We start from the raw sequence: 18,868 nt of genomic DNA, 5'->3' as shown, positions 1-18,868 counted from the left end.
AGCAACCTGTAATCTTGACCTGTCTGATTCGGGCGGGTTACAACTTACATTTCGCAAAGGAAAACGACATGGCAATTTCTCTTAGTAAAGGTGGCAACGTTTCGCTTTCTAAAGAGGCTCCGGGTCTCACTTCCATCCTGGTTGGTCTTGGCTGGGACCCGCGCGTTACTGACGGCACAGAATTTGACCTGGACGCGTCAGTATTTATCTGCGGTGAAAACGGCAAGGTGCGTTCCGACGAGGATTTCATTTTTTACAGAAATCTGAGCGGGCTTGGCGGCGCTGTTGAGCACCTCGGCGACAACCGCACCGGCGAAGGTGAAGGTGACGACGAGCAAGTCAAGATCGATCTGTCAAAAATCCCGGCGGACGTCAAAAAGCTGGTTTTCGTAGTGACGATTCACGAAGCTGAAAAGAAAAATCAGAACTTTGGCCAGGTTAGCAATGCGTTTATGCGCATTGTCAATCAGAACGGCGGCGCTGAACTTGCGAAGTACGACCTCTCCGAAGACTACTCAACCGAGACCGCTATGATCTTTGGTGAGATCTATCGGCATAACGAAGAGTGGAAAATGAAGGCAATTGGCGCCGGCTTTGCGGGCGGCCTAGGGCCACTGGCCACGGCACACGGCGTGAACATCGGCTAGTTCGGGGGCGGGTCGCCATTTTGGGGTGGCCCGCACCGGTTTATTAAGGAGTTTCTGATGACTGTCATGGGCCCTGGCGCAAACGCGCCCGTTTCCTCGAATGACCTAACCGTTCTGATCCGCCATGGCACAATACCGGGTGCGGATATCGATGTGTCCGCTTTTCTGGTCACTGCGTCAGGCAAAGTTCGGTCAGATGGGGATATGTGTTTCTACGGACAGCCATCGGTTGCCGGGGGCGCTGTGGCGTTTACTGGCTCTGAAAACGGCGAGGCTCGGTTTGCCGTGGGGCTTGGCCGAGTTCCAGCCGGGGTAGAAAAGGTGGTGTTCACCGCCACGATTCACGAGAATCGGGCCTCTTTTTCCCGAGTCCCAGAGATTACACTGGATGCGGGCGGAGTTCGGGGTGCCATTCCCTGCGCGGGTATGACAGAGACGGCGCTTATTTTGGCCGAGCTTTACCAGCGCAACGGAGCCTGGAAAATCAGGGTTGTTGGGCAAGGGTTTAACGGTGGGCTCGCTGCGTTGGCGAAACACCTTGGCGTCGAGATTGCCGAGTCGGCGCCGTCTGCCCCTACTCCGCCGCCTGCGCCTGCTCCGACCCCCGCGCCTCCTCCAAGTCCAGCTCCGACTCCAAGTCCAAGTCCAGCCCCGACCTCCGTGCCCCCGCCGTCAACAAGTTCGGTCAACCTCTCGAAAGTGAGTTTGACCAAACAGAACAACACGGTTTCTTTGAAGAAAGAGGGCGGCCGCTTCGGAAAAATGCAGATCAACCTGAACTGGAATCAAAGCCAGACCCAGAAAAAAACCGGCTTTTTCTCGCGGGGCCCAGCCGCGATCGACCTTGACCTGGGCGCGTTCGTAGAGACGCGGGATGGGAAGAAACATGTTGTTCAGGCGCTGGGTAATGGTTTTGGTGACTTCCAACAGGCTCCCTTTGTGCGACTGCTCGGGGATGATCGTACTGGCTCCACTTCAGACGGAGAGTGGCTTGAGATCAACGGGGACCGTTGGGCAGATATCAAGCGCGTTCTTGTTTACGCATTTATTTACGAAGGCGTCCCGAATTGGAAGGAAACGGACGGCATTGTTCGAGTGTTGGTTCCCGGGCAGCCGGAAGTCGAAATCCGGATGAACGAGTTCGAACAGTCTGGCAGCATGTGCGCGGTGGTTGGCATAGACAATCATGACGGTCAGGTACGCGTCTCCCGGCAGGTCACTTTCCACAGTGGCCATAAGGCTCTGGACAAACAGTACGACTGGGGATTCCGCTGGACCGCCGGCCGCAAATAACCAGAGATGATTTGAGTAAACAACAGCTGCAGGAAGTCCGGGGTGGCGTAAAAGAACAGGTTTTCGAGAGCCCGAACGTTTTATTGTATTGAGCGCTCTCTTAAACCGCCCAGAACAGTTCGCGCCGCCCCGCCTGTACCTCTCCGGTGACCCGTGCCGGCAGATCCGATCTTACCCCGACGATGGAATCAAGCAAGAGTGCAGGTAGGTTAACGTCTGTTAGCCCGGTCATTCCGATCCCACCTGAGGCGCGAGTGTTCACTTCCATTAGCCTTTGCGTTCCGGCCGTGTCCTCAATTGTCTGTAGGTTCAGAATGCCTGTCAGTCTGAATGTCTGGGCGACGAGTTGGGCTAGCTCCTCACCGTAGGGGTCATGAAGAAGCAGCTGCGAAGTCCCCGCTTTGATCCGGGTCACCGTCCCGAGAAGGCGCCCCTCGTGGCAAGAGAAGTCGACGCTCCGTTCCGGCCCTTCCAGGAACGGCATTAGCATCATCGGCTCTGGCTGGGGCAGTGCTCCAAGCAGTGCCCGAAACGCAATATCCGGCAGTTCGAGCGCCGAGAGATCAGAGAGTAGGGCCATGGCAGGCAGCTCGTCTTGGATAATCCGAAACCCGGCCCCGTAAATGCCGGAAGCGGGTTTCACGCACAGCTGGCCTGGGTGATCTGGGAAGAGGCTGCCTTCCGCGCGCAGACATTCGTACTCGTCAGCCCCCTCGAAACGTCTGAACGGGGTGACCGGGACCCCGGCTGCCTCCATTCGGGCAAGGAGTGACGGCTTTTCCTCAAGGAATCGTATCGTGTTCGAGTCCGAGGCGGTCAATAGACGGACCCCGCGCGCGCTGAACCGGTCTCGAAACCCGGCCAGCTCCTCACGCCGCCGATAAGGCAGAACTAGCTCAGCCCCCTCCGCGAGCGCTACCTGGAGCAGCCAGTCTGCATAGGCGTCCGGGCTCATCAACCGGGTCTCGGCCGGCTCTGGTAACAGTCGGTCCGCCGCAAGGGCGATCGGAGTGTCGCGCCGCTCATGGGTCGCGATAACGTGAAGACCTGGCTGCGCGCGGCGCATCAGGTCGATCAGGTCGGCAGCGCCGGAGATATTGTGATTAAAGAGAATTCGCAAGAAAGATTCCTAGCGGTTGATGACTGCACAATACTGACCCAGGATTTCCATCCAGTAATAGCCCGAATTACGGGCGAACATTATACTCAGTGTCCAATATCACCGTCACGCCAGCTCTTCCGGCGTAACGGTGAAAAGAAGGGCACAAAGTAGTCCAGTTTTGTTTTTAGCTAGATTTTCAGCCTCATTCGGCGGTAAGCAACATCTTGATAGCTTGCTCCTTCGCCGCATTGCTGAAGATGTCGTAAGCCTTTTCAATCTCGTTGAGTTTGAAGCGGTGCGTAACCAGATCTGCAGGCGTAACGCCGCCGCTTTCAACGAACTTCATCAATACTGGAATGGTATTGGTGCTTACCAGTCCGGTGCGCACAGTGATGTTTTTGATCCACAAGTCCTGCAGCTTGAATTCGACGCTCTTGCCATGCACGCCTATATTGGCAATAAAGCCGCCTGGGCGAATAATATCTTGGCAGATATCAAAGGTTTCGGGGTAGCCTACTGCCTCCATAGCTACGTCGACGCCTTCACCGTTGGTCAACTCTTTGATGGCTTCAACCGGGTTCTTGGCGATGGTGTCAGTGGCTCCGAGCATCTTGGCCATGGCCAGACGATTTTCGTCCGGATCAATCATGATCAGCCGTGCTGGCGAGTAAAAGCGTGAGGTCATCAGAGCTGCCAGCCCTATGGGGCCCGCTCCGACGATGGCCACAGTGTCGCCTAGCTTGACCTCGCCGGCCAGGGCTCCAATTTCATGTCCGGTGGGCAGGATATCACTAAGCATAAGGGCTGCAGCGGGGTCCATGCCTTTGGGCAACATATGCAAGCTGTTATCTGCATGGGGGATGCGCACATAATCCGCTTGGGTGCCGTCAATAAGATGACCAAGAATCCAGCCACCGTCGCGGCAATGGGCATAAATGCCGCGTTTGCAGTAGTCGCAACGACCGCAAGAGGTGACAGCGGAGATCAATACCTCGTCTCCAACCTTGATGTTGCTTACGCCGCTACCAATTTCTTCCACCACGCCAAGGCCTTCGTGACCCAGAATGCGGCCCACTGTTACCGCCGGCACATCACCTTTCAGGATGTGCAAGTCAGTGCCGCAGATGGTGGTATGGGTAATGCGTACTACCGCATCCGTGGCCTTTTCGATTTCTGGCTTGGGCTTTTCTTCCCAACTGCGTTTGCCCGGTCCGTGAAATACCATTGCTTTCATGACACGTTCTCCTTTGAAGGTGCAAAGCCGCGAATGCCAAATATCATCATTCCAACGTTACACATATTGCACGCGGACATCTTGATTTACATCAGGAGCAAGGCTGGTGGACAACGACAGTGTGTGCCGTTGAAACCATCGACATCACCCATTAGAGGCCCGCTTAAATGGCAAATTCTAGGCTATCATACACTGAAGATAACTTTCCAGCAGGCTAGATCTTGCAGTAATACAAGCGGTTCTGGGTGTTCAAAGTTGGGTATAACATGTACATCGAATTCACTTCACAGGCACAGTGATCAGACCTTCTGCCTGCATCCAGTCGAAGGCCACAAAGGCAGGCTCCTCGCCATCAACATCAACGCGGGAGTTGAGTGTCTGCTGCTGCGAATTTGTCAGCTTCGAGGAAATCTGGGCAAAAATCTGTTGCAGTTGCGGGTATTTTTTTAGGGTTTCGCTGCGCACCACCGGGGCCACGTTGTAGGCGGGGAAGAAGGCTCTGTCATCCTCCAAAACCACCAGATCAAGCGCCACGATGCGACCGTCTGTGGCGAAGACCTCACCAAAGTTACACGAACCGCGAGCGGTGGCCTCGTAGATGGTGCCGGTGTCGAGAATTTTGACATTGGACGGGTTCACACCGTCTGCGCTACCCAGCGTAAGATCATATTCTTCCAGCATGGGTTTGAAGCCATCCTGCCGCGAATTGAATTCCGACTCCACGCAAAACGAGCGCTCGCTCAGCGGTAGGTCTTTAATTTCTGATAGCTTGGTGATGCCATTAAGTTCAGGCACCGCGCTGGCTTTTACGGCAAATGCGTAGGTGTTGTTAAGTTTCGCGGGCTCCAGCCAGGTTATGCCATTTTTCAGGTCGGCGTCGCGAACCGCCTCGTACTGCGGGCGCTCACCGGGTATTCCTGCTTCGTTGCCGAGATAGGCCAGCCAGCCTGTTCCGGTATAATCCCAGACAAAATCGACATCGCCGTTGAGCATCAGCTCGCGCACAGCCACACTGCCTGGTACATTCGACATATCGGTAACCTGAAAACCGGCCACTTTTGCCGCAAGTACAGCCATTTTGCCGAGGATTAGCGCTTCGGTGTAGTTCTTGGAAGTAATGGTAATAGCTGCGCTGGCGGGCAGGCCCTCAATGGCCTGTATTGAACCGGGTGCGGCAGCGGGAACGAAGGAGCCTGCCGGCTCCAGGCCGCATCCTGCAAGCGACAGCGCTGCCGCGAGCCCGGCACCTGTAAATGTGCTGCGGCGTATGGCGTGCGTGTGATGGCGAACGGTCATAATCTAAAGTCCTTTTGGGCGCGCGTAGTGTTCGAACACACGACCGATCCAGTCGATGAACAGGGCAAGTAGTGCGACGAGCAGGGCACCTGACACCAGTACGCTGGGTAGGAACAGGTTCACACCGGTGGTAATCAGAAGCCCCAGGCCCCCAGCGCCAATAAATGTCGCAAGTGTTGCCGAGCCCACCACCAACACAAGGGCGGTGCGGATACCGGACAGCATCACTGGTACTGCGAGTGGCAATTCAACGCGCAGCAACACCGAAGTCGCACTCATGCCCATGCCCCGGCCCGCTTCAACCAGCTGGGCGTCCACGCTCTGAATGCCGATCATGGTATTTCTCAGCACGGGCAGTGCGGCGTAGGCAACCAGAGCGACCACAGCCGTCCAGAATGTAAATCCGAGCCAAAACGCAAGCAGCACCACTAATCCGATGATCGGCGCCGCCTGGCCAAAATTGGCGATGGCCAGAATGGTGCCGCTGGCGCGAACGAACGGTCGCCGCGTCAGCAGAATTCCCAGCGGGATAGTGATCGTCAGAACAATAATGATCGAAACAAACGTCAGCGCCAGGTGCTCGCCGGTATAGGCCAGTAAAGCGGAAGGATTAAGAGTGGCCCGTTCCGTTGAAGACAGGTTCGCCGTCGCCAGCCAGATTGCAAAAGCGGCCAGAGCCAGCAGGATTGCAACGAGTTGAATAACCAGGCTGCGCCCGTTTGTGCCGCCCGCGTCGCTGGCGGCCACCTTGTTGCGCGCAGCATCAATCATTTGGCACCTCTGAGACTTCCGGAGAGCCAGTATTGGTGCCAACCGGCGACTCGTCATCGGCCGTTTGCACGTCAGCGCGCAGTTGGTTGATGGACTTCATGACAATATCGAACGTGATCATCCCAACCAGAGCTTTGCTGCGATTGGTAACCAAGGCGGCGCCGAGCCTGGAGGCCAGCATGGCGTCGAGTGCATCGTTCAGCGTGGACCCCTCTGCCACCAGCGGTAGATCGGGGTTTTCCGATTTATCGATGGTGTCTAGGCGCGACAGTTGGCGCCGCGAAAGCCAGCTTATAGGGCGTCCCCGGCCGTCAGTGATAACGACATAATCGTGATTGGTCTGATGCACGCGCGCCAGCACATCCGCGCCTTTCTCACCGGGCGAAGCGGTAACTGGGTCGGCAAGCTGAACGTCTCGCACCCGGGCCAGCGTCAGTTGTTTGAGCCCCGCACCTGCGCCGATGAAATCTGCAACAAAATCATTTGCCGGCTGCGCCAGAATCCGTTCCGGGCTGTCATATTGTACGATCTGCCCGTCTTCGCCAAAGATCACAATCCAGTCACCCAATTTTACTGCTTCATCGAAGTCGTGGGTGACAAAAACGATCGTCTTCTGCACCTCTTCCTGAATCCGGATTAGCTCGTCCTGCAAGCGCTGTCGTGTGATCGGGTCGACGGCTCCAAACGGCTCATCCATCAGCAGCACCGGGGGGTCTGCTGCCAGCGCACGGGCTACGCCAATCCGCTGCTGCTGGCCTCCGGACAGCTCTTTCGGGTAACGATCGCGGTAGAGCGCAGGGTCGAGCGACACCAGATCCAGCAGTTCATCGATCCGCTTGGAAATTGCGCCTTTCGACCAGCCCAGCATCTTGGGGACAATCGCGATGTTCGCGGCCACTGTCATATGTGGAAACAGGCCGCCGGCCTGGATCACGTAACCCATTCGACGTCTGAGTTTGTCGCCGTCCAGATCAGTGACGTCTTCGTCCCCCAGCATAATGCGACCTGACGTTGGCTCAATAAGCCGATTGATCATCTTTAGCGTCGTTGTTTTGCCACACCCGGAGGGACCAACCAGCATCACGATCTTGCCGGCGGGTATTTCCAGCGTAAGGCCGTCAACGGCGGGTTTCAATTGCCCCGGGTAGTGCTTGGTTACCTTGTCGAGCAGGATGGTACGTGAGGCCTGATCGTTGCTCTGTGTAGTGTTAGTTGCTGACACGAATACCTCGCGAGATAGTCAGGCGGCCAATGCCGACAAGAAGAAGATCTAGAATGAAAGCCAATAGGATAACGCCAACCACACCGACCACAACGGCCTCGAGTGAATTTGCTCCACCCAGCCGTGACAGCCCGGAGAAGATAAAACTCCCAAGCCCGGGGCCCAGAACGTAGGCGGCCACGGCAGCAACACCCATCGTCATCTGAGCCGATATTCTGACGCCGGTGAGAATGATTGGCCACGCCAGCGGAAGTTCGATGGTCAGCATCGTGCGGATACGGCCGATACCAATGCCACGTGCCGATTCGACAATGGCTTTGTCAACACCGCTAAGCCCGACGACCGCATTGCGCAAAATTGGCAGTACGGCAAAAAAGGTGACAACCACCATTGACGGTGTCACGCCAAACCCGAGTGGAGCAATAAGAAGGCCTATCAACGCAAAAGAGGGAATGGTTAGCCCCACTGCAGACAGTCCATTTGCCATCGCGCTCAATCTTTGGCTGTTATAAACGAGGAAGGCGAGAATCAATGACAGTGCGACTGCTAACGTCAGGGATTGCACCACGAGTGATAAATGTTGCCAGGACGCGAGCCAGATTTGGTCCGACCGGTCGATTATGAAATTCAAGAGCGCCAACTGATTTCTCCTTGAAGGGTTGGGCACTAAGACTAGCAGGATCTGTGCCAATAAAAAGCATTACCTGGAGAATATTATAGGCAGACTTGCCACGAATTCATTGAAGAAAGTGGATGTGAGTGGCGCTGGAGGACGGTTTCTGGCATTCCGTGCAGCATTTTTCTAATAATCAGAGACGCTTATGTCCAAATACAGGATCTAAACTATCATAGTGACTGAAAGCCATTTTCCAGAGGGTTAAATTTTGCAGCAACACAAGCGCTTTTTGGTGGCCAAAGGACAGTTAAATGAGTGACGGAGAAGCTAATCGGGATACCTCCTCCGAAAAGAAAGCCAAGGACGCCGCGGACGAGCATGCGTCTCGCGCCAAGGCTCAGGATCGCGAATCCCGCGAACAGACACCAACGTCGAGCGAGAAGTCACTGGCTCCGAAAGAGCGTGACTCGGTGGCCGAACATGGCGGTTTGTCGTCGCTGGCTATCTATTCCGTTATCCTGCGCGAGGGCGAAGAGGAGCTGCAACGTCCTAATATCTCGCTTTGGTGGTCCGGCGTGGCAGCTGGGGTGGGGATTTCAACGTCGGTCCTTGTCGAGGGAATTATTCGCGCCAACATAGGCTCAGATCACCCCTACCTGACGTTAATTGAAAGCCTGGGCTACGCGTTCGGGTTTGTGCTGGTCATTCTATGCCGGCTCCAACTGTTCACGGAGAACACCATTACCGTGGTTCTGCCGGTTCTGGCCGACCCCACCCGCAAACAGTTTTATAACGCCGCGCGCCTGTGGGCAATTGTGCTCGCGGCCAACTTGTGTGGCACGTTTTTAACCGCCGCCATGGCCATCCACGAAAGCATCCTTCCCGCTGACACCCTTGCAGCAATCCTTGAGATATCGCGCCACTTGGCAACACTGACGCCGACCGAGACGTTTTTGCGCGGTATTCCCTCGGGCTTTTTCATAGCCGCCATGGTGTGGATGCTGCCGTCTGCGAAAGGGTCCAAGGTACTGGTGATCATCATGTTCACCTGGCTGATCGCGGCCGGTGGTTTTACCCACGTTATTGCTGGTTCGAACGAAATTTTCACTCTGGTGCTCAACGGGGACATGAATATTTTTACCGCCTTTATCTACCATATTGCCCCGGTACTCATCGGCAACATTTTGGGCGGTACAGGTTTGTTTGCGATGCTGGCCTATGGCCAGGTTCATGAAGAAATGTGATAAGTCGCACCAAGAAGGCGCTCGTTGAGTAAGAATCAAGATAGTCCAGGCGGGTTACAACCAGGAGAATCTCATAGGCAAGATAGATATTGGATTTAGCGCACGCACGCCGAACCTTCCGTTCAATGGCCGGGATACGGAGTTGTTACGTGCGGAACTATTCAGTATCGAGCAACTCAAATGCCACGCGGTTACGCTGGCCGCACAGCATGGAATCGATCCGCGTCCGGGGCCCGACAGACTGCTGCCACGACTGGCGGACAACGCGCGCGTGTTGTTGGTGGCTTACGACGTAGTAACCGCCGCCGTCATGCCCGGACATAGAATTGTCCCGTCGGAAGCCTGGCTGCTCGACAATTTCTATCTCATCGAACAGCAGATCAACCTGGCTCGCCGGCACCTTCCTCGTGGCTACAGCCGGCAATTGCCGCGGCTGGCGGTGGGCTCGTCTGCCGGTTTTCCGCGCATCTATGATCTGGCCCTGGAACTGATTTCGCACATGGACGGTCGCGTCGATATCGACAACACCACCCAGTTCGTCGTCGCCTACCAGACCGCTGAACCGCTGCAACTCGGCGAGTTGTGGGCGTTCCCGATTATGTTGCAGTTGGCGCTGCTGGAAAACCTGCGCCGTGTGGCGGTGCGTATAGCGCGTCGACGCGAAGATCTCGATGCCGCCATCACCTGGGCGGATCGCATGCTCACGACAGCTGAAAACGAACCCGGGCGGCTGGTTCATTTGCTGGCCGAGTTTGCCAGTGCGGGTGTGCCGCTGACGGCTCCCTTTGTGGAGGAGTTTTACGCAAGGCTCCAGGTGCAGGGGTCCACGATGGCTTTTGTGCAGGCATGGGTCGAACAAAAGCTGCACGAACAAGGCGTGACTGCAATCCAGTTGTCACAAGCCGCCAGCCGAACAGCCGCAGCCAACCAGGTATCCATCGCCAACAGCATCGGCAGTCTGCGCTTAATCGGTGCAACGGACTGGAAGGATTTCGTCGAGTCACTCAGCGCTGTCGAAAAGAGTTTGCGAGAAGATCCGGCAGACACATACGTTCACCAGGATTTCGCCACCCGCGATCGCTATCGGCATGTTATTGAGGACATCGCGAGAGTTAGCCCCCGCCGAGAGTGGGAAGTGGCACGCGAAGCCATTGCCCTCTCTCATAAGGCTGTGAAACGACTCGGTCCGGACGATCGAAGCGCCCATGTCGGCTACTATCTGATTGATCGGGGTCGTCACTGTCTGGAACAGTCTGTCGGCTGCTGTTTGTCTCGGAAAACGCGGGTCAGACGGGCGTGCCGGCGTCACCGCCTCTTGCTGTATGCCAGTTCGATTCTGCTGCTTACCGCCGTGACGACAGTGCTGGCGCAGTTTCCTTTTGGCGGATGTGTACCGGGGGACTGGCGCTATTGGTTATTCGCTGCCATGGGCTTGATCGGTGGCTCGGCGTTGGCCGTGTCTCTGGTAAACCGAGTGGTAACGATGTTCCTGCCGCCGCGAGCGTTGCCACGTCTGGATTTTTCCAAAGGCATACCAGATAGCGAACGCACTATGGTGGTGGTCCCCACGTTGCTCGACCGAACGCAGGAAATTGATGATCTGCTCGAGGCACTGGAGATCCGTTATCTCGGCAATCGTGATCGCAATTTGTTCTTTGCCCTGCTGACGGATTTCCGTGACGCGTCCACATGCACCTTGCCCGAGGATGAATCGCTGCTTGAATACGCGCGTGTTGCAATCGATACGCTCAACGCGACCTACAACGACGATCGTCCATGCATTTTTTATATGTTTCATCGGCCTCGAGTGTGGAACGCCGTTGAGCGGGTATGGATGGGGCATGAACGTAAACGCGGCAAACTGGAGCAGTTCAATGCGTTGCTGCGGGGGGAGGGGCAAGCGGCATTTTCGAAAACAATCGGTGATCCATCCATCCTGGGCTCGATCAAGTACGTCATTACTCTGGATACTGACACCCAACTGCCGCGCGACGCCGCACGCAAACTGGTCGGTAATATGGCGCATCCGCTCAATCGGCCGGTCTACGATGCGGGCAAGGGGCGCGTCGTCGAGGGTTACGCGATTCTGCAGCCGCGCGCCTCGATCAGCCTTACCAGTGCTGGCCAGTCACGATTTACCAAACTGTTCGCGGGCGAAGCGGGTATCGATCCCTACACCCGCGAAATATCGGACGTCTATCAGGATATCTTCGCAGAGGGGTCGTTCATCGGTAAAGGTATCTACGATGTGGATGCGTTTCGCCAGGCCGTCGATGGTCGATTTCCGGACAATCTCATTCTAAGTCATGACCTGCTGGAAGGCGGCTACGCGCGTTCAGCATTGGTAACAGATGTTGACCTTATTGAAGAGCATCCGGCCAGTTACGCTCAGGAGACCAGTCGGCGGCATCGTTGGATGCGCGGCGATTGGCAGCTTACCGGTTGGTTGTGGCCTCGGGTACCCGGGCCGGGAATAAAGCGGCAGCCAAACCCGCTATCCGCCTTGTCGAGGTGGAAAATCGTCGACAATCTGCGCCGCAGTCTTGTCTCTCCGGCGCTGCTGATTTTGCTGGCGGGCGGCTGGCTACTGGGGCCGGGACCTGCGTGGTTCTGGTTATTGCTGGCCGCCGGCCTAGTATTTGTGCCGACGCTCTTGGGGATTCTGATTCAATTCATCCGTAAGCCTGAAGAGCTTAGCTGGCGGCAGCATCTGATTCTGGCCAGCCAATCCGCGCTTCGTCCGCTCACAGTAACCCTGCTTGCCTGGATTATGCTGCCCTACGAAGCGCAGATTTGCCTGGATGCGATCCTGCGCTCGGGTATACGCATGCTGTTTACTCAACGGGGTTTGCTGCTTTGGCAGCTAAGATCCTATGGGATTCGCAATGCGCGCAAAACACTGAGCGGTTTTTTAAGAGAAATGTGGGTCGCGCCGATCTTGTCGGTGCTGCTGGCTATTGCCCTATGGCAAACCCGTTCGGCTGAGTGGATGGTTTGGGCGCCCACCTTGTTGCTGTGGCTGCTGTCGCCCATCGTCGGCTGGTGGATCAGTACGCCACTACTGACGCCAGAGCCGAAGTTGACGATTGAGCAGCGGGTTTTCCTGCGCACGTCGGCCCGCCGCACTTGGCGTTTTTTTGCAGACTTCGTCTCTCCGCTGGACAACTGGCTGCCCCCCGATAACTTTCAGGAATATCCCGAGCCGGCCATTGCCTTCCGTACCTCGCCCACCAATATGGGTATGGCGCTGCTGGCCGATCTGGCGGCGTACGATTTCGGGTACATTCACGCCGGTGAATGCCTGCGCCTGATCGAGAACACGCTGACGGCAATGGAAAGGCTGGAGCGCTACCGTGGCCACTTCTATAACTGGTACGACACCCGCACCCTGCAACCGCTGCGACCACACTATGTGTCGTCGGTGGACAGCGGTAACCTGGCCGGCAGCCTGCTCACGTTGCAGGCGGGGCTGGCCGAGATGAAAGACGCGCCGATACTGGCGGCGAATGCGTTTCACGGGTTACAGGATACCCTGCAGGTGCTTGCAGAACACGCACCGGTGACACTTTGCCAAGAGCTTGCAGACAAGATCAGGCTTCTTCAGGACACCCTGCACGCGCTCACTCTCGATGGACAACTCCACACACTGGTTGCCGCTGACAGCGCGTTGGATGAGCTTCATCGTATTGAAGGGGGGGTGATTGCCTGGTTGCCGCGCGATACCGATAGTGATGGTGAACTCTATTACTGGGCACGGGCTTTCGACCAACAGTCCCTTGCGTTACAAGGCGATCTTCGCGGTATGGCTCCGGAACCCGGGCTTTTCGATACCATCCCGACACTGTCGGCCCTGGCCAGGGCAGGGCATTCAGGTTACAAGGGCGCGGTGGAACGCCTCCGACGTATTGATGATCTTGCAGATCGATGCCGCGAACTGGCCGTGATGGATTTTGAGTTCCTCTACGATGCCGCCCGCAGCCTGTTGACGATTGGCTACGATGTGGGCGAACGACGTCGCGACCCAGCGTGCTACGACCTGCTGGCGTCCGAGGCCCGGCTGGCCAGTTTTCTGCTCATCGCCCAGGGCCAGGTGCCACAGAAACACTGGTTCGCACTTGGGCGTTTGTTGACCATCCATGGTGGCGACGTGAGCCTGATCTCGTGGAGCGGCTCAATGTTTGAGTACCTAATGCCGCAGTTGATCATGCCGAGTTATCAGAACACGTTACTGGATCAGACCTGCAAGTCTGCGGTGTCGCGCCAGATCGAATATGGCCGGCAGCGTGCCGTGCCCTGGGGCATCTCGGAGTCCTGTTATAACGCCACGGATATGCACCAGGTTTATCAGTATCGGGCGTTCGGCGTACCCGGAATGGGTCTCAAACGTGGGCTTGGGGACGATTTGGTCATTGCGCCCTACGCCAGTGCGTTGGCGCTGATGGTGATGCCGCTGGAGGCCTGTCGCAATCTGCAGATATTGGCGGGGAACGGCTTTCTTGGCACCTACGGATTCTACGAAGCGATCGATTACACGCCTTCGCGGGTACCGCGGGGCAAGCAGCATGCCGTCGTGCGTACTTTTATGGCGCATCATCAGGGCATGAGCCTGCTGGCCTTCGAGCATCTATTGCTCGATCAGCCTATGCAGCGCCGTTTTATGTCTGACCCACTGGCGCGGGCGACGCAGTTATTGCTGCAGGAACGGGTGCCGAAGCAGGGTGCCACCTTGCAGCCACATGCTTCGGAAGTCAGTGCTGCCGCTCGCCCTTCCGCAGCGGAAGATGACGCGATAATGCGAGTCTTCACCGATCTGAATACACCTCTGCCTGAAGTCCATCTGTTATCCAACGGCACATACCATGTTATGGCGACCCATGCCGGCGGTGGATACAGCCGTTGGCATGATCTTGCAGTAACCCGCTGGCGCGAGGACGCCACGGCCGATAACTGGGGCACCTTCATTTACCTGCGCGATCGTGACACGGGGCGTTACTGGTCAACGGCGCATCAGCCTACTCTGCGCAAAGCCGATCATTACGAGGCGATATTTGTCCAGGCGCGTGCTGAATATCGACGCCGTGATGAGGCGATCGACGCCCACACCGAAATCAGCGTATCGCCCGAAGACGACGTCGAGATCCGCCGGGTCACTCTTACCAATCAGTCGTCCAGAATCCGCCACATTGAGCTGACGAGTTACGCTGAGGTTGTGTTGGCGCCTCTGAACGCCGATCTTGCCCATCGGGCTTTCAGTAATTTGTTCGTGCAGACCGAAATTTTGCCAGACCGACAAGCAATCCTCTGCACACGGCGGCCACGCACACCGGGTGAACATACGCCCTGGATGTTCCACCTGTTCGCGGCATCCGGCGCGAATGCCGACGCGCCGTCGTACGAGACCGATCGCAGCCGATTCATCGGGCGGGGCCGAACCGCCGCCAATCCCTTGAAGCTGGATAGCCGTAAAAAATCGTCTCCCGGGAATAGGAGATTGACCATTGACGAGACGCAGCGGTTGTCAAATACGGCTGGTCCGGTGCTTGATCCCATCGTGGCAATCCGCAGTACACTCACGCTGGAGCCTTACGAACCCGCCACTGTACAGTTCATCTCCGGTGTCGCAGACACGCGAGAAGCGGCCCTGGCGCTGCTTGAGAAATACTGCGACAAGCATTTCATCGAACGCGCCTTTGAAATGGCCTGGTGCCAAAGCCAGGAAGTTCTGCATCTTATCAACACGACGGAAGCCGATGCGCAGGTTTATGCCCGGCTGGCCAGTTCGGTAATCTACGCAAATGCGTTACGCCGCTCAACGCCTAGCGTCATTGCTCGTAATCAACTGGGACAGTCCGGACTATGGCGCTTTTCTATCTCGGGTGATCTGCCGATCGTTCTGCTGCGCATCGGAGATCTTAACCGCATTGATTTGGTCAAACAGATGTTGCGAGCCCATGCCTATTGGCGGATGAAGGGCCTGCGTGCGGATCTGGTGATTCTGAATGAAGATTTTTCGGGTTACCGAGCCGTTTTGCACGATCAGATCATAGGCCTGATCAACATTGGCCCGGAGGCGGAGATCGCCCACAAACCGGGCGGAGTCTTTGTACGGCGAGCGGATGAGCTATCCGAAGAGGATCGTGTTCTGTTCATGACGGTCGCACGTGTCGTCATCACGGATACCGCTGAGACCCTGGCTGAGCAGGTTGGGCGCCGTGCGCTGGTGGAGCGTGTGCCGGATCGTCCGTTGCCTTTGGCGCAAACCGTTGTTGAGCCGACAACGGAACGTAAGCATGCTCTGCCAGCTCGCGAGCGCATATTCTGCAATGGCCTGGGCGGATTTACGCCTGACGGGCGTGAATACGTCATTACCCTCGAGCCGGGCCAGACCACGCCGGCGCCTTGGGTCAATGTTATCGCCAGCCCGCACATCGGCACAGTCGTTAGTGAGAGCGGTGGTTCCTATACCTGGGTGGAGAACGCCCACGAATTCCGTCTGACCACCTGGCACAATGATCCGTTGAGCGACAGCAGCGGCGAAGCGCTGTATATCCGGGATGAGGACACCGGTGTGTTCTGGTCGCCAACGCCATTGCCCGCGCCAACCATCAACCAGACCGGTTCAGGCTATGTGTGCCGGCACGGGTTTGGCTACAGCGTATTCGAGCACGACGAAGCCGGTATCTACTCGGAACTGTTCACCTACGTTGCCATGGACGCACCGGTGAAGTTCCTAGTCGTCAAACTGCGCAACCATTCCGGCCGACCGCGTCGTGTATCTCTTACCGGATACTGGGAACTGGTGCTCGGTGAGTCGCGCCACGCCAATCTGATGCACATCGTAACCGAGAAAGACCCGCATAGCGGTGCGCTGTTTGCACGCAACGCCTATGGTCGTGAGTGCGCCAATCGAGTCGTCTTCGCCCACGTCAACCATGACGGAGTCGGCGAGCACGTACATACACTGACGGGCAATCGTAGTGAGTTCATCGGTCGCAACGGTTCCCTGGCCAGTCCGGCAGCGCTGCACCGCACGCGCCTGTCGGGCAGGGTCGGTGCGGGGCTGGACCCCTGCGCCGCGCTGCAAACGCAAATTGAGTTGGCCGACGGGCAGGAGCGTGAAGTTGTGTTCGTGTTCGGCGCGGCCAGCAACACGGATGAAGCACAGCACTTCATACAGCGCTTCATTAGGCCGGCAGGTGCCCGGCGAGCTTTGGCGTCGGTCGAGGAATACTGGAACCATACCTTGGGTGCGGTGCAGGTGGAAACACCGGACCCAGCGATGGACGTGCTGGTCAACGGCTGGCTGCTTTACCAGACGCTGTCATGCCGGCTCTGGGGCAGGAGTGGCTATTATCAGTCTGGGGGCGCCTACGGGTTCCGTGATCAGTTGCAGGATACTCTGGCGCTGATCCATGCCACACCTTGGCTTGCCCGTGAGCAGTTGATCCGCTGCGCCGGGCGCCAGTTTATCCAGGGCGATGTACAACACTGGTGGCACCCGCCCAGGGGGCAAGGTGTGCGCACGCATTTTTCCGATGACTATCTTTGGCTGCCTTATGTCGCTTGCCGTTATGTGCTGGCGACCGGCGATACTGGCGTTCTCGACGAGACGGTGCACTTCGTGGAGGGCCGTGAGTTGTATCCGTACGAAGAGGCCTATTACGATCAGCCCCAGCGTTCGGCAGAATCGGCCAGCCTCTACGAGCACTGTGTGCGTGCCATCAGGAACGGGCTGCGTTTCGGTACCCATCAGTTACCGCTGATGGGCTGTGGCGACTGGAACGATGGCATGAACCTGGTCGGCCTGCACGGCAAGGGTGAGAGTGTGTGGCTGGCTTGGTTTCTATACGAGAATCTGCAGCAGTTTGCCCGTCTTGCGAATGAGCAGGGCGACACAGCCTTCGCCGAGTTGTGCAGCACTCAGGCCGCACAGCTCGTGGGACACATCGAGGCCAATGCTTGGGACGGCGACTGGTACCGCCGCGCCTGGTTTGATGATGGCACGCCCCTGGGCTCATCCGAAAACGACGAATGCCAGATTGATTCGATTAGCCAGAGTTGGGCGGTCATATCGGGCGGTGGCGATCCCCAACGTGCTCGTAAGGCGATGGATGCGGTTGACCGACGGTTGGTGCGCCGGGATGCCCAATTGATCCAGCTGCTCGATCCACCCTTCGATAAATCAGCCCTTGAGCCCGGCTATATCAAGGGCTACGTTCCCGGTGTGCGCGAAAACGGCGGCCAGTATACTCATGCCGCGATTTGGGCCACGATGGCATTCGCCAAGCTGGGTGACCGGGAGCGTGCCTGGGAGCTTTTCACCATGCTGAACCCGATCAATCACAGCAGTGAGCCGGATTCCATGCAGCTCTACAAGGTCGAACCCTACGTTATGTGCGCGGATGTCTACGGCGCGCCGCCGCATACGGGCCGGGGCGGTTGGACCTGGTACACCGGGGCGGCGGGCTGGATGTATCGGCTGGCGCTGGAAAGTCTGCTGGGTCTGAAACTGGAAAAGGATCACCTGATCATTGCACCCTGCGTACCGACTCATTGGGATGCGTACACGATCCATTATCGTTATCGCGAGACCGTCTACCACATCAACGTCAGGTGCGGCGGCGAACATTCCGCGCAGGGCACGATCCCGCTAGTGGACGACCATCAGGAACATTATGTCGAAGTGGAGTTGGGCCAGCCCAGCCCTGATGTGAACACCTTCAGGACGAAACTATGAACAGTCATTACGAACTCTCTCGTTATCTGCAGCAGCGCGGGATACTCAAGTCTCCGCTGCTTGTCGATAGCTTCAATGCTGTTGACCGCAAGGACTTTGTTCGCCCCAACTTGCAGGATGAAGCCTATGAGGATCATCCTCTTGCCATCGGTGCCGGCTAGACGATCTCCCAGCCTTACACCGTCGCTTTTATGCTGGAGCTTCTGGAGATTAAAGAAAGCGACTGTGTTCTGGACATCGGCTGTGGCTCGGGATGGAGCACGGCTCTTCTGGCCCAAACGGCCCGATCGGGTTTTGTGACAAGAATTGAGCACGTTCCCGAACTGCTCGATCTTGCCTGTAGCAACCTCAAAAAATACCATTTTGCCAACGTCAGGTTTCAGATCGCTGGCGATGCTCTTGGCATTCCGGGGCAGACGTTCGATAAAATACTGGTATCCGCCGTCGCAGAAGAGCTCCCTACCGAACTGGTCCGGTAACTCGGTCCCGGCGGCATCATGGTGATCCCCATTCAGAACGATATGGTCGTGATCCGTAAGCGCGAGGACGGCAGCATTCAACAGAATGATTTCTCAGGTTTTCGTTTCGTGCCACTTATTTACTGAGCGCCAAAGTCTGGTCAAGTGCCCTCAGCAGATCGCCACCCTGTAAACTGACGCCATCTTTCTCCTGTGCTCCTGGCAAAACCTTTCCATTATGGTGCCTA

10 protein-coding genes and 1 pseudogene are annotated in these 18,868 nt (G+C 56.9%); 5 read left to right on the top strand and 6 right to left on the bottom strand.

Going from position 1 to position 18,868, the window contains the following annotated elements; all coding sequences use genetic code 11:
• Positions 1 to 68 precede the first annotated feature (68 nt).
• Both ATI45_RS06915 and ATI45_RS06910 read left to right on the top strand, forming a co-directional pair.
• Positions 69 to 647: a TerD family protein gene (locus tag ATI45_RS06915; protein ID WP_098418842.1), complete on the top strand. Its 579-nt coding sequence runs from the start codon at positions 69 to 71 to the stop codon at positions 645 to 647.
• A gap of 57 nt (positions 648 to 704) precedes the next feature.
• On the top strand, positions 705 to 1,940 hold the full coding sequence (locus ATI45_RS06910; protein WP_098418841.1) for a TerD family protein: 1,236 nt from the start codon (positions 705 to 707) through the stop codon (positions 1,938 to 1,940).
• 100 nt (positions 1,941 to 2,040) lie between these two features.
• Here ATI45_RS06910 and ATI45_RS06905 read toward each other — a convergent pair whose 3' ends face one another.
• The 6 genes from ATI45_RS06905 to ATI45_RS06880 all read right to left on the bottom strand — a co-directional run bounded on the left by ATI45_RS06905 (position 2,041) and on the right by ATI45_RS06880 (position 8,205).
• Positions 2,041 to 3,060 (bottom strand): ATP-grasp domain-containing protein, encoded by a 1,020-nt coding sequence (locus ATI45_RS06905; protein ID WP_098418840.1) that lies wholly within the window; start codon positions 3,058 to 3,060, stop codon positions 2,041 to 2,043.
• Between the two features lie 184 nt (positions 3,061 to 3,244).
• The gene (locus ATI45_RS06900) at positions 3,245 to 4,276 is read right to left on the bottom strand and encodes a zinc-dependent alcohol dehydrogenase family protein (protein ID WP_098418839.1); all 1,032 of its coding nucleotides are present in this window, start codon (positions 4,274 to 4,276) and stop codon (positions 3,245 to 3,247) included.
• A 279-nt stretch (positions 4,277 to 4,555) separates the two neighbouring features.
• Entirely contained in the window at positions 4,556 to 5,572 is a 1,017-nt protein-coding gene (locus ATI45_RS06895; protein WP_098418838.1) for a glycine betaine ABC transporter substrate-binding protein, read from the bottom strand.
• Between the two features lie 3 nt (positions 5,573 to 5,575).
• Entirely contained in the window at positions 5,576 to 6,343 is a 768-nt protein-coding gene (locus tag ATI45_RS06890; protein ID WP_098418837.1) for an ABC transporter permease, read from the bottom strand.
• A complete protein-coding gene (locus tag ATI45_RS06885) occupies positions 6,336 to 7,565 on the bottom strand; it encodes an ATP-binding cassette domain-containing protein (RefSeq protein ID WP_098418836.1) in 1,230 nt (409 codons plus the stop codon). The genes ATI45_RS06890 and ATI45_RS06885 overlap by 8 nt, the downstream gene beginning before the upstream one ends.
• Complete coding sequence (locus ATI45_RS06880) at positions 7,552 to 8,205, bottom strand: ABC transporter permease (protein ID WP_098418835.1); 654 nt, start codon at positions 8,203 to 8,205, stop codon at positions 7,552 to 7,554. Before ATI45_RS06880 ends, ATI45_RS06885 begins: the two co-directional genes overlap by 14 nt.
• Positions 8,206 to 8,492: 287 nt before the next feature.
• Here ATI45_RS06880 and ATI45_RS06875 point away from each other — a divergent pair, with 287 nt between their 5' ends.
• From ATI45_RS06875 to ATI45_RS22625, 3 genes and pseudogenes are all read left to right on the top strand, one after another.
• Positions 8,493 to 9,425: a formate/nitrite transporter family protein gene (locus ATI45_RS06875; RefSeq protein ID WP_098418834.1), complete on the top strand. Its 933-nt coding sequence runs from the start codon at positions 8,493 to 8,495 to the stop codon at positions 9,423 to 9,425.
• 142 nt (positions 9,426 to 9,567) lie between these two features.
• Positions 9,568 to 18,162, top strand: a complete 8,595-nt coding sequence (locus ATI45_RS06870; protein WP_098418833.1) for a GH36-type glycosyl hydrolase domain-containing protein — start codon at positions 9,568 to 9,570, stop codon at positions 18,160 to 18,162.
• Positions 18,159 to 18,767, top strand: a pseudogene (locus ATI45_RS22625) (protein-L-isoaspartate O-methyltransferase family protein). The gene ATI45_RS06870 and the pseudogene ATI45_RS22625 overlap by 4 nt, the downstream one beginning before the upstream one ends.
• Positions 18,768 to 18,868 lie beyond the last annotated feature (101 nt).

Origin of the sequence: Marinobacter sp. LV10MA510-1 (genome assembly GCF_002563885.1) — a bacterium.
Lineage (GTDB): Bacteria > Pseudomonadota > Gammaproteobacteria > Pseudomonadales > Oleiphilaceae > Marinobacter.
The sequence above is the reverse complement of the archived record's forward strand: the minus strand, read 5'-3'. Positions and strand labels throughout refer to the sequence as shown.

Bases quoted from the DNA above. Each gene is read 5' to 3' on its own strand.
- ATI45_RS06895 (WP_098418838.1), bottom strand. From the start codon at position 5,572: ATGACCGTTCGCCATCACACGCACGCCATACGCCGCAGCACATTTACA.
- ATI45_RS06915 (WP_098418842.1), top strand. From the start codon at position 69: ATGGCAATTTCTCTTAGTAAAGGTGGCAACGTTTCGCTTTCTAAAGAG.
- ATI45_RS06890 (WP_098418837.1), bottom strand. From the start codon at position 6,343: ATGATTGATGCTGCGCGCAACAAGGTGGCCGCCAGCGACGCGGGCGGC.
- ATI45_RS06910 (WP_098418841.1), top strand. From the start codon at position 705: ATGACTGTCATGGGCCCTGGCGCAAACGCGCCCGTTTCCTCGAATGAC.
- ATI45_RS06900 (WP_098418839.1), bottom strand. From the start codon at position 4,276: ATGAAAGCAATGGTATTTCACGGACCGGGCAAACGCAGTTGGGAAGAA.
- ATI45_RS06875 (WP_098418834.1), top strand. From the start codon at position 8,493: ATGAGTGACGGAGAAGCTAATCGGGATACCTCCTCCGAAAAGAAAGCC.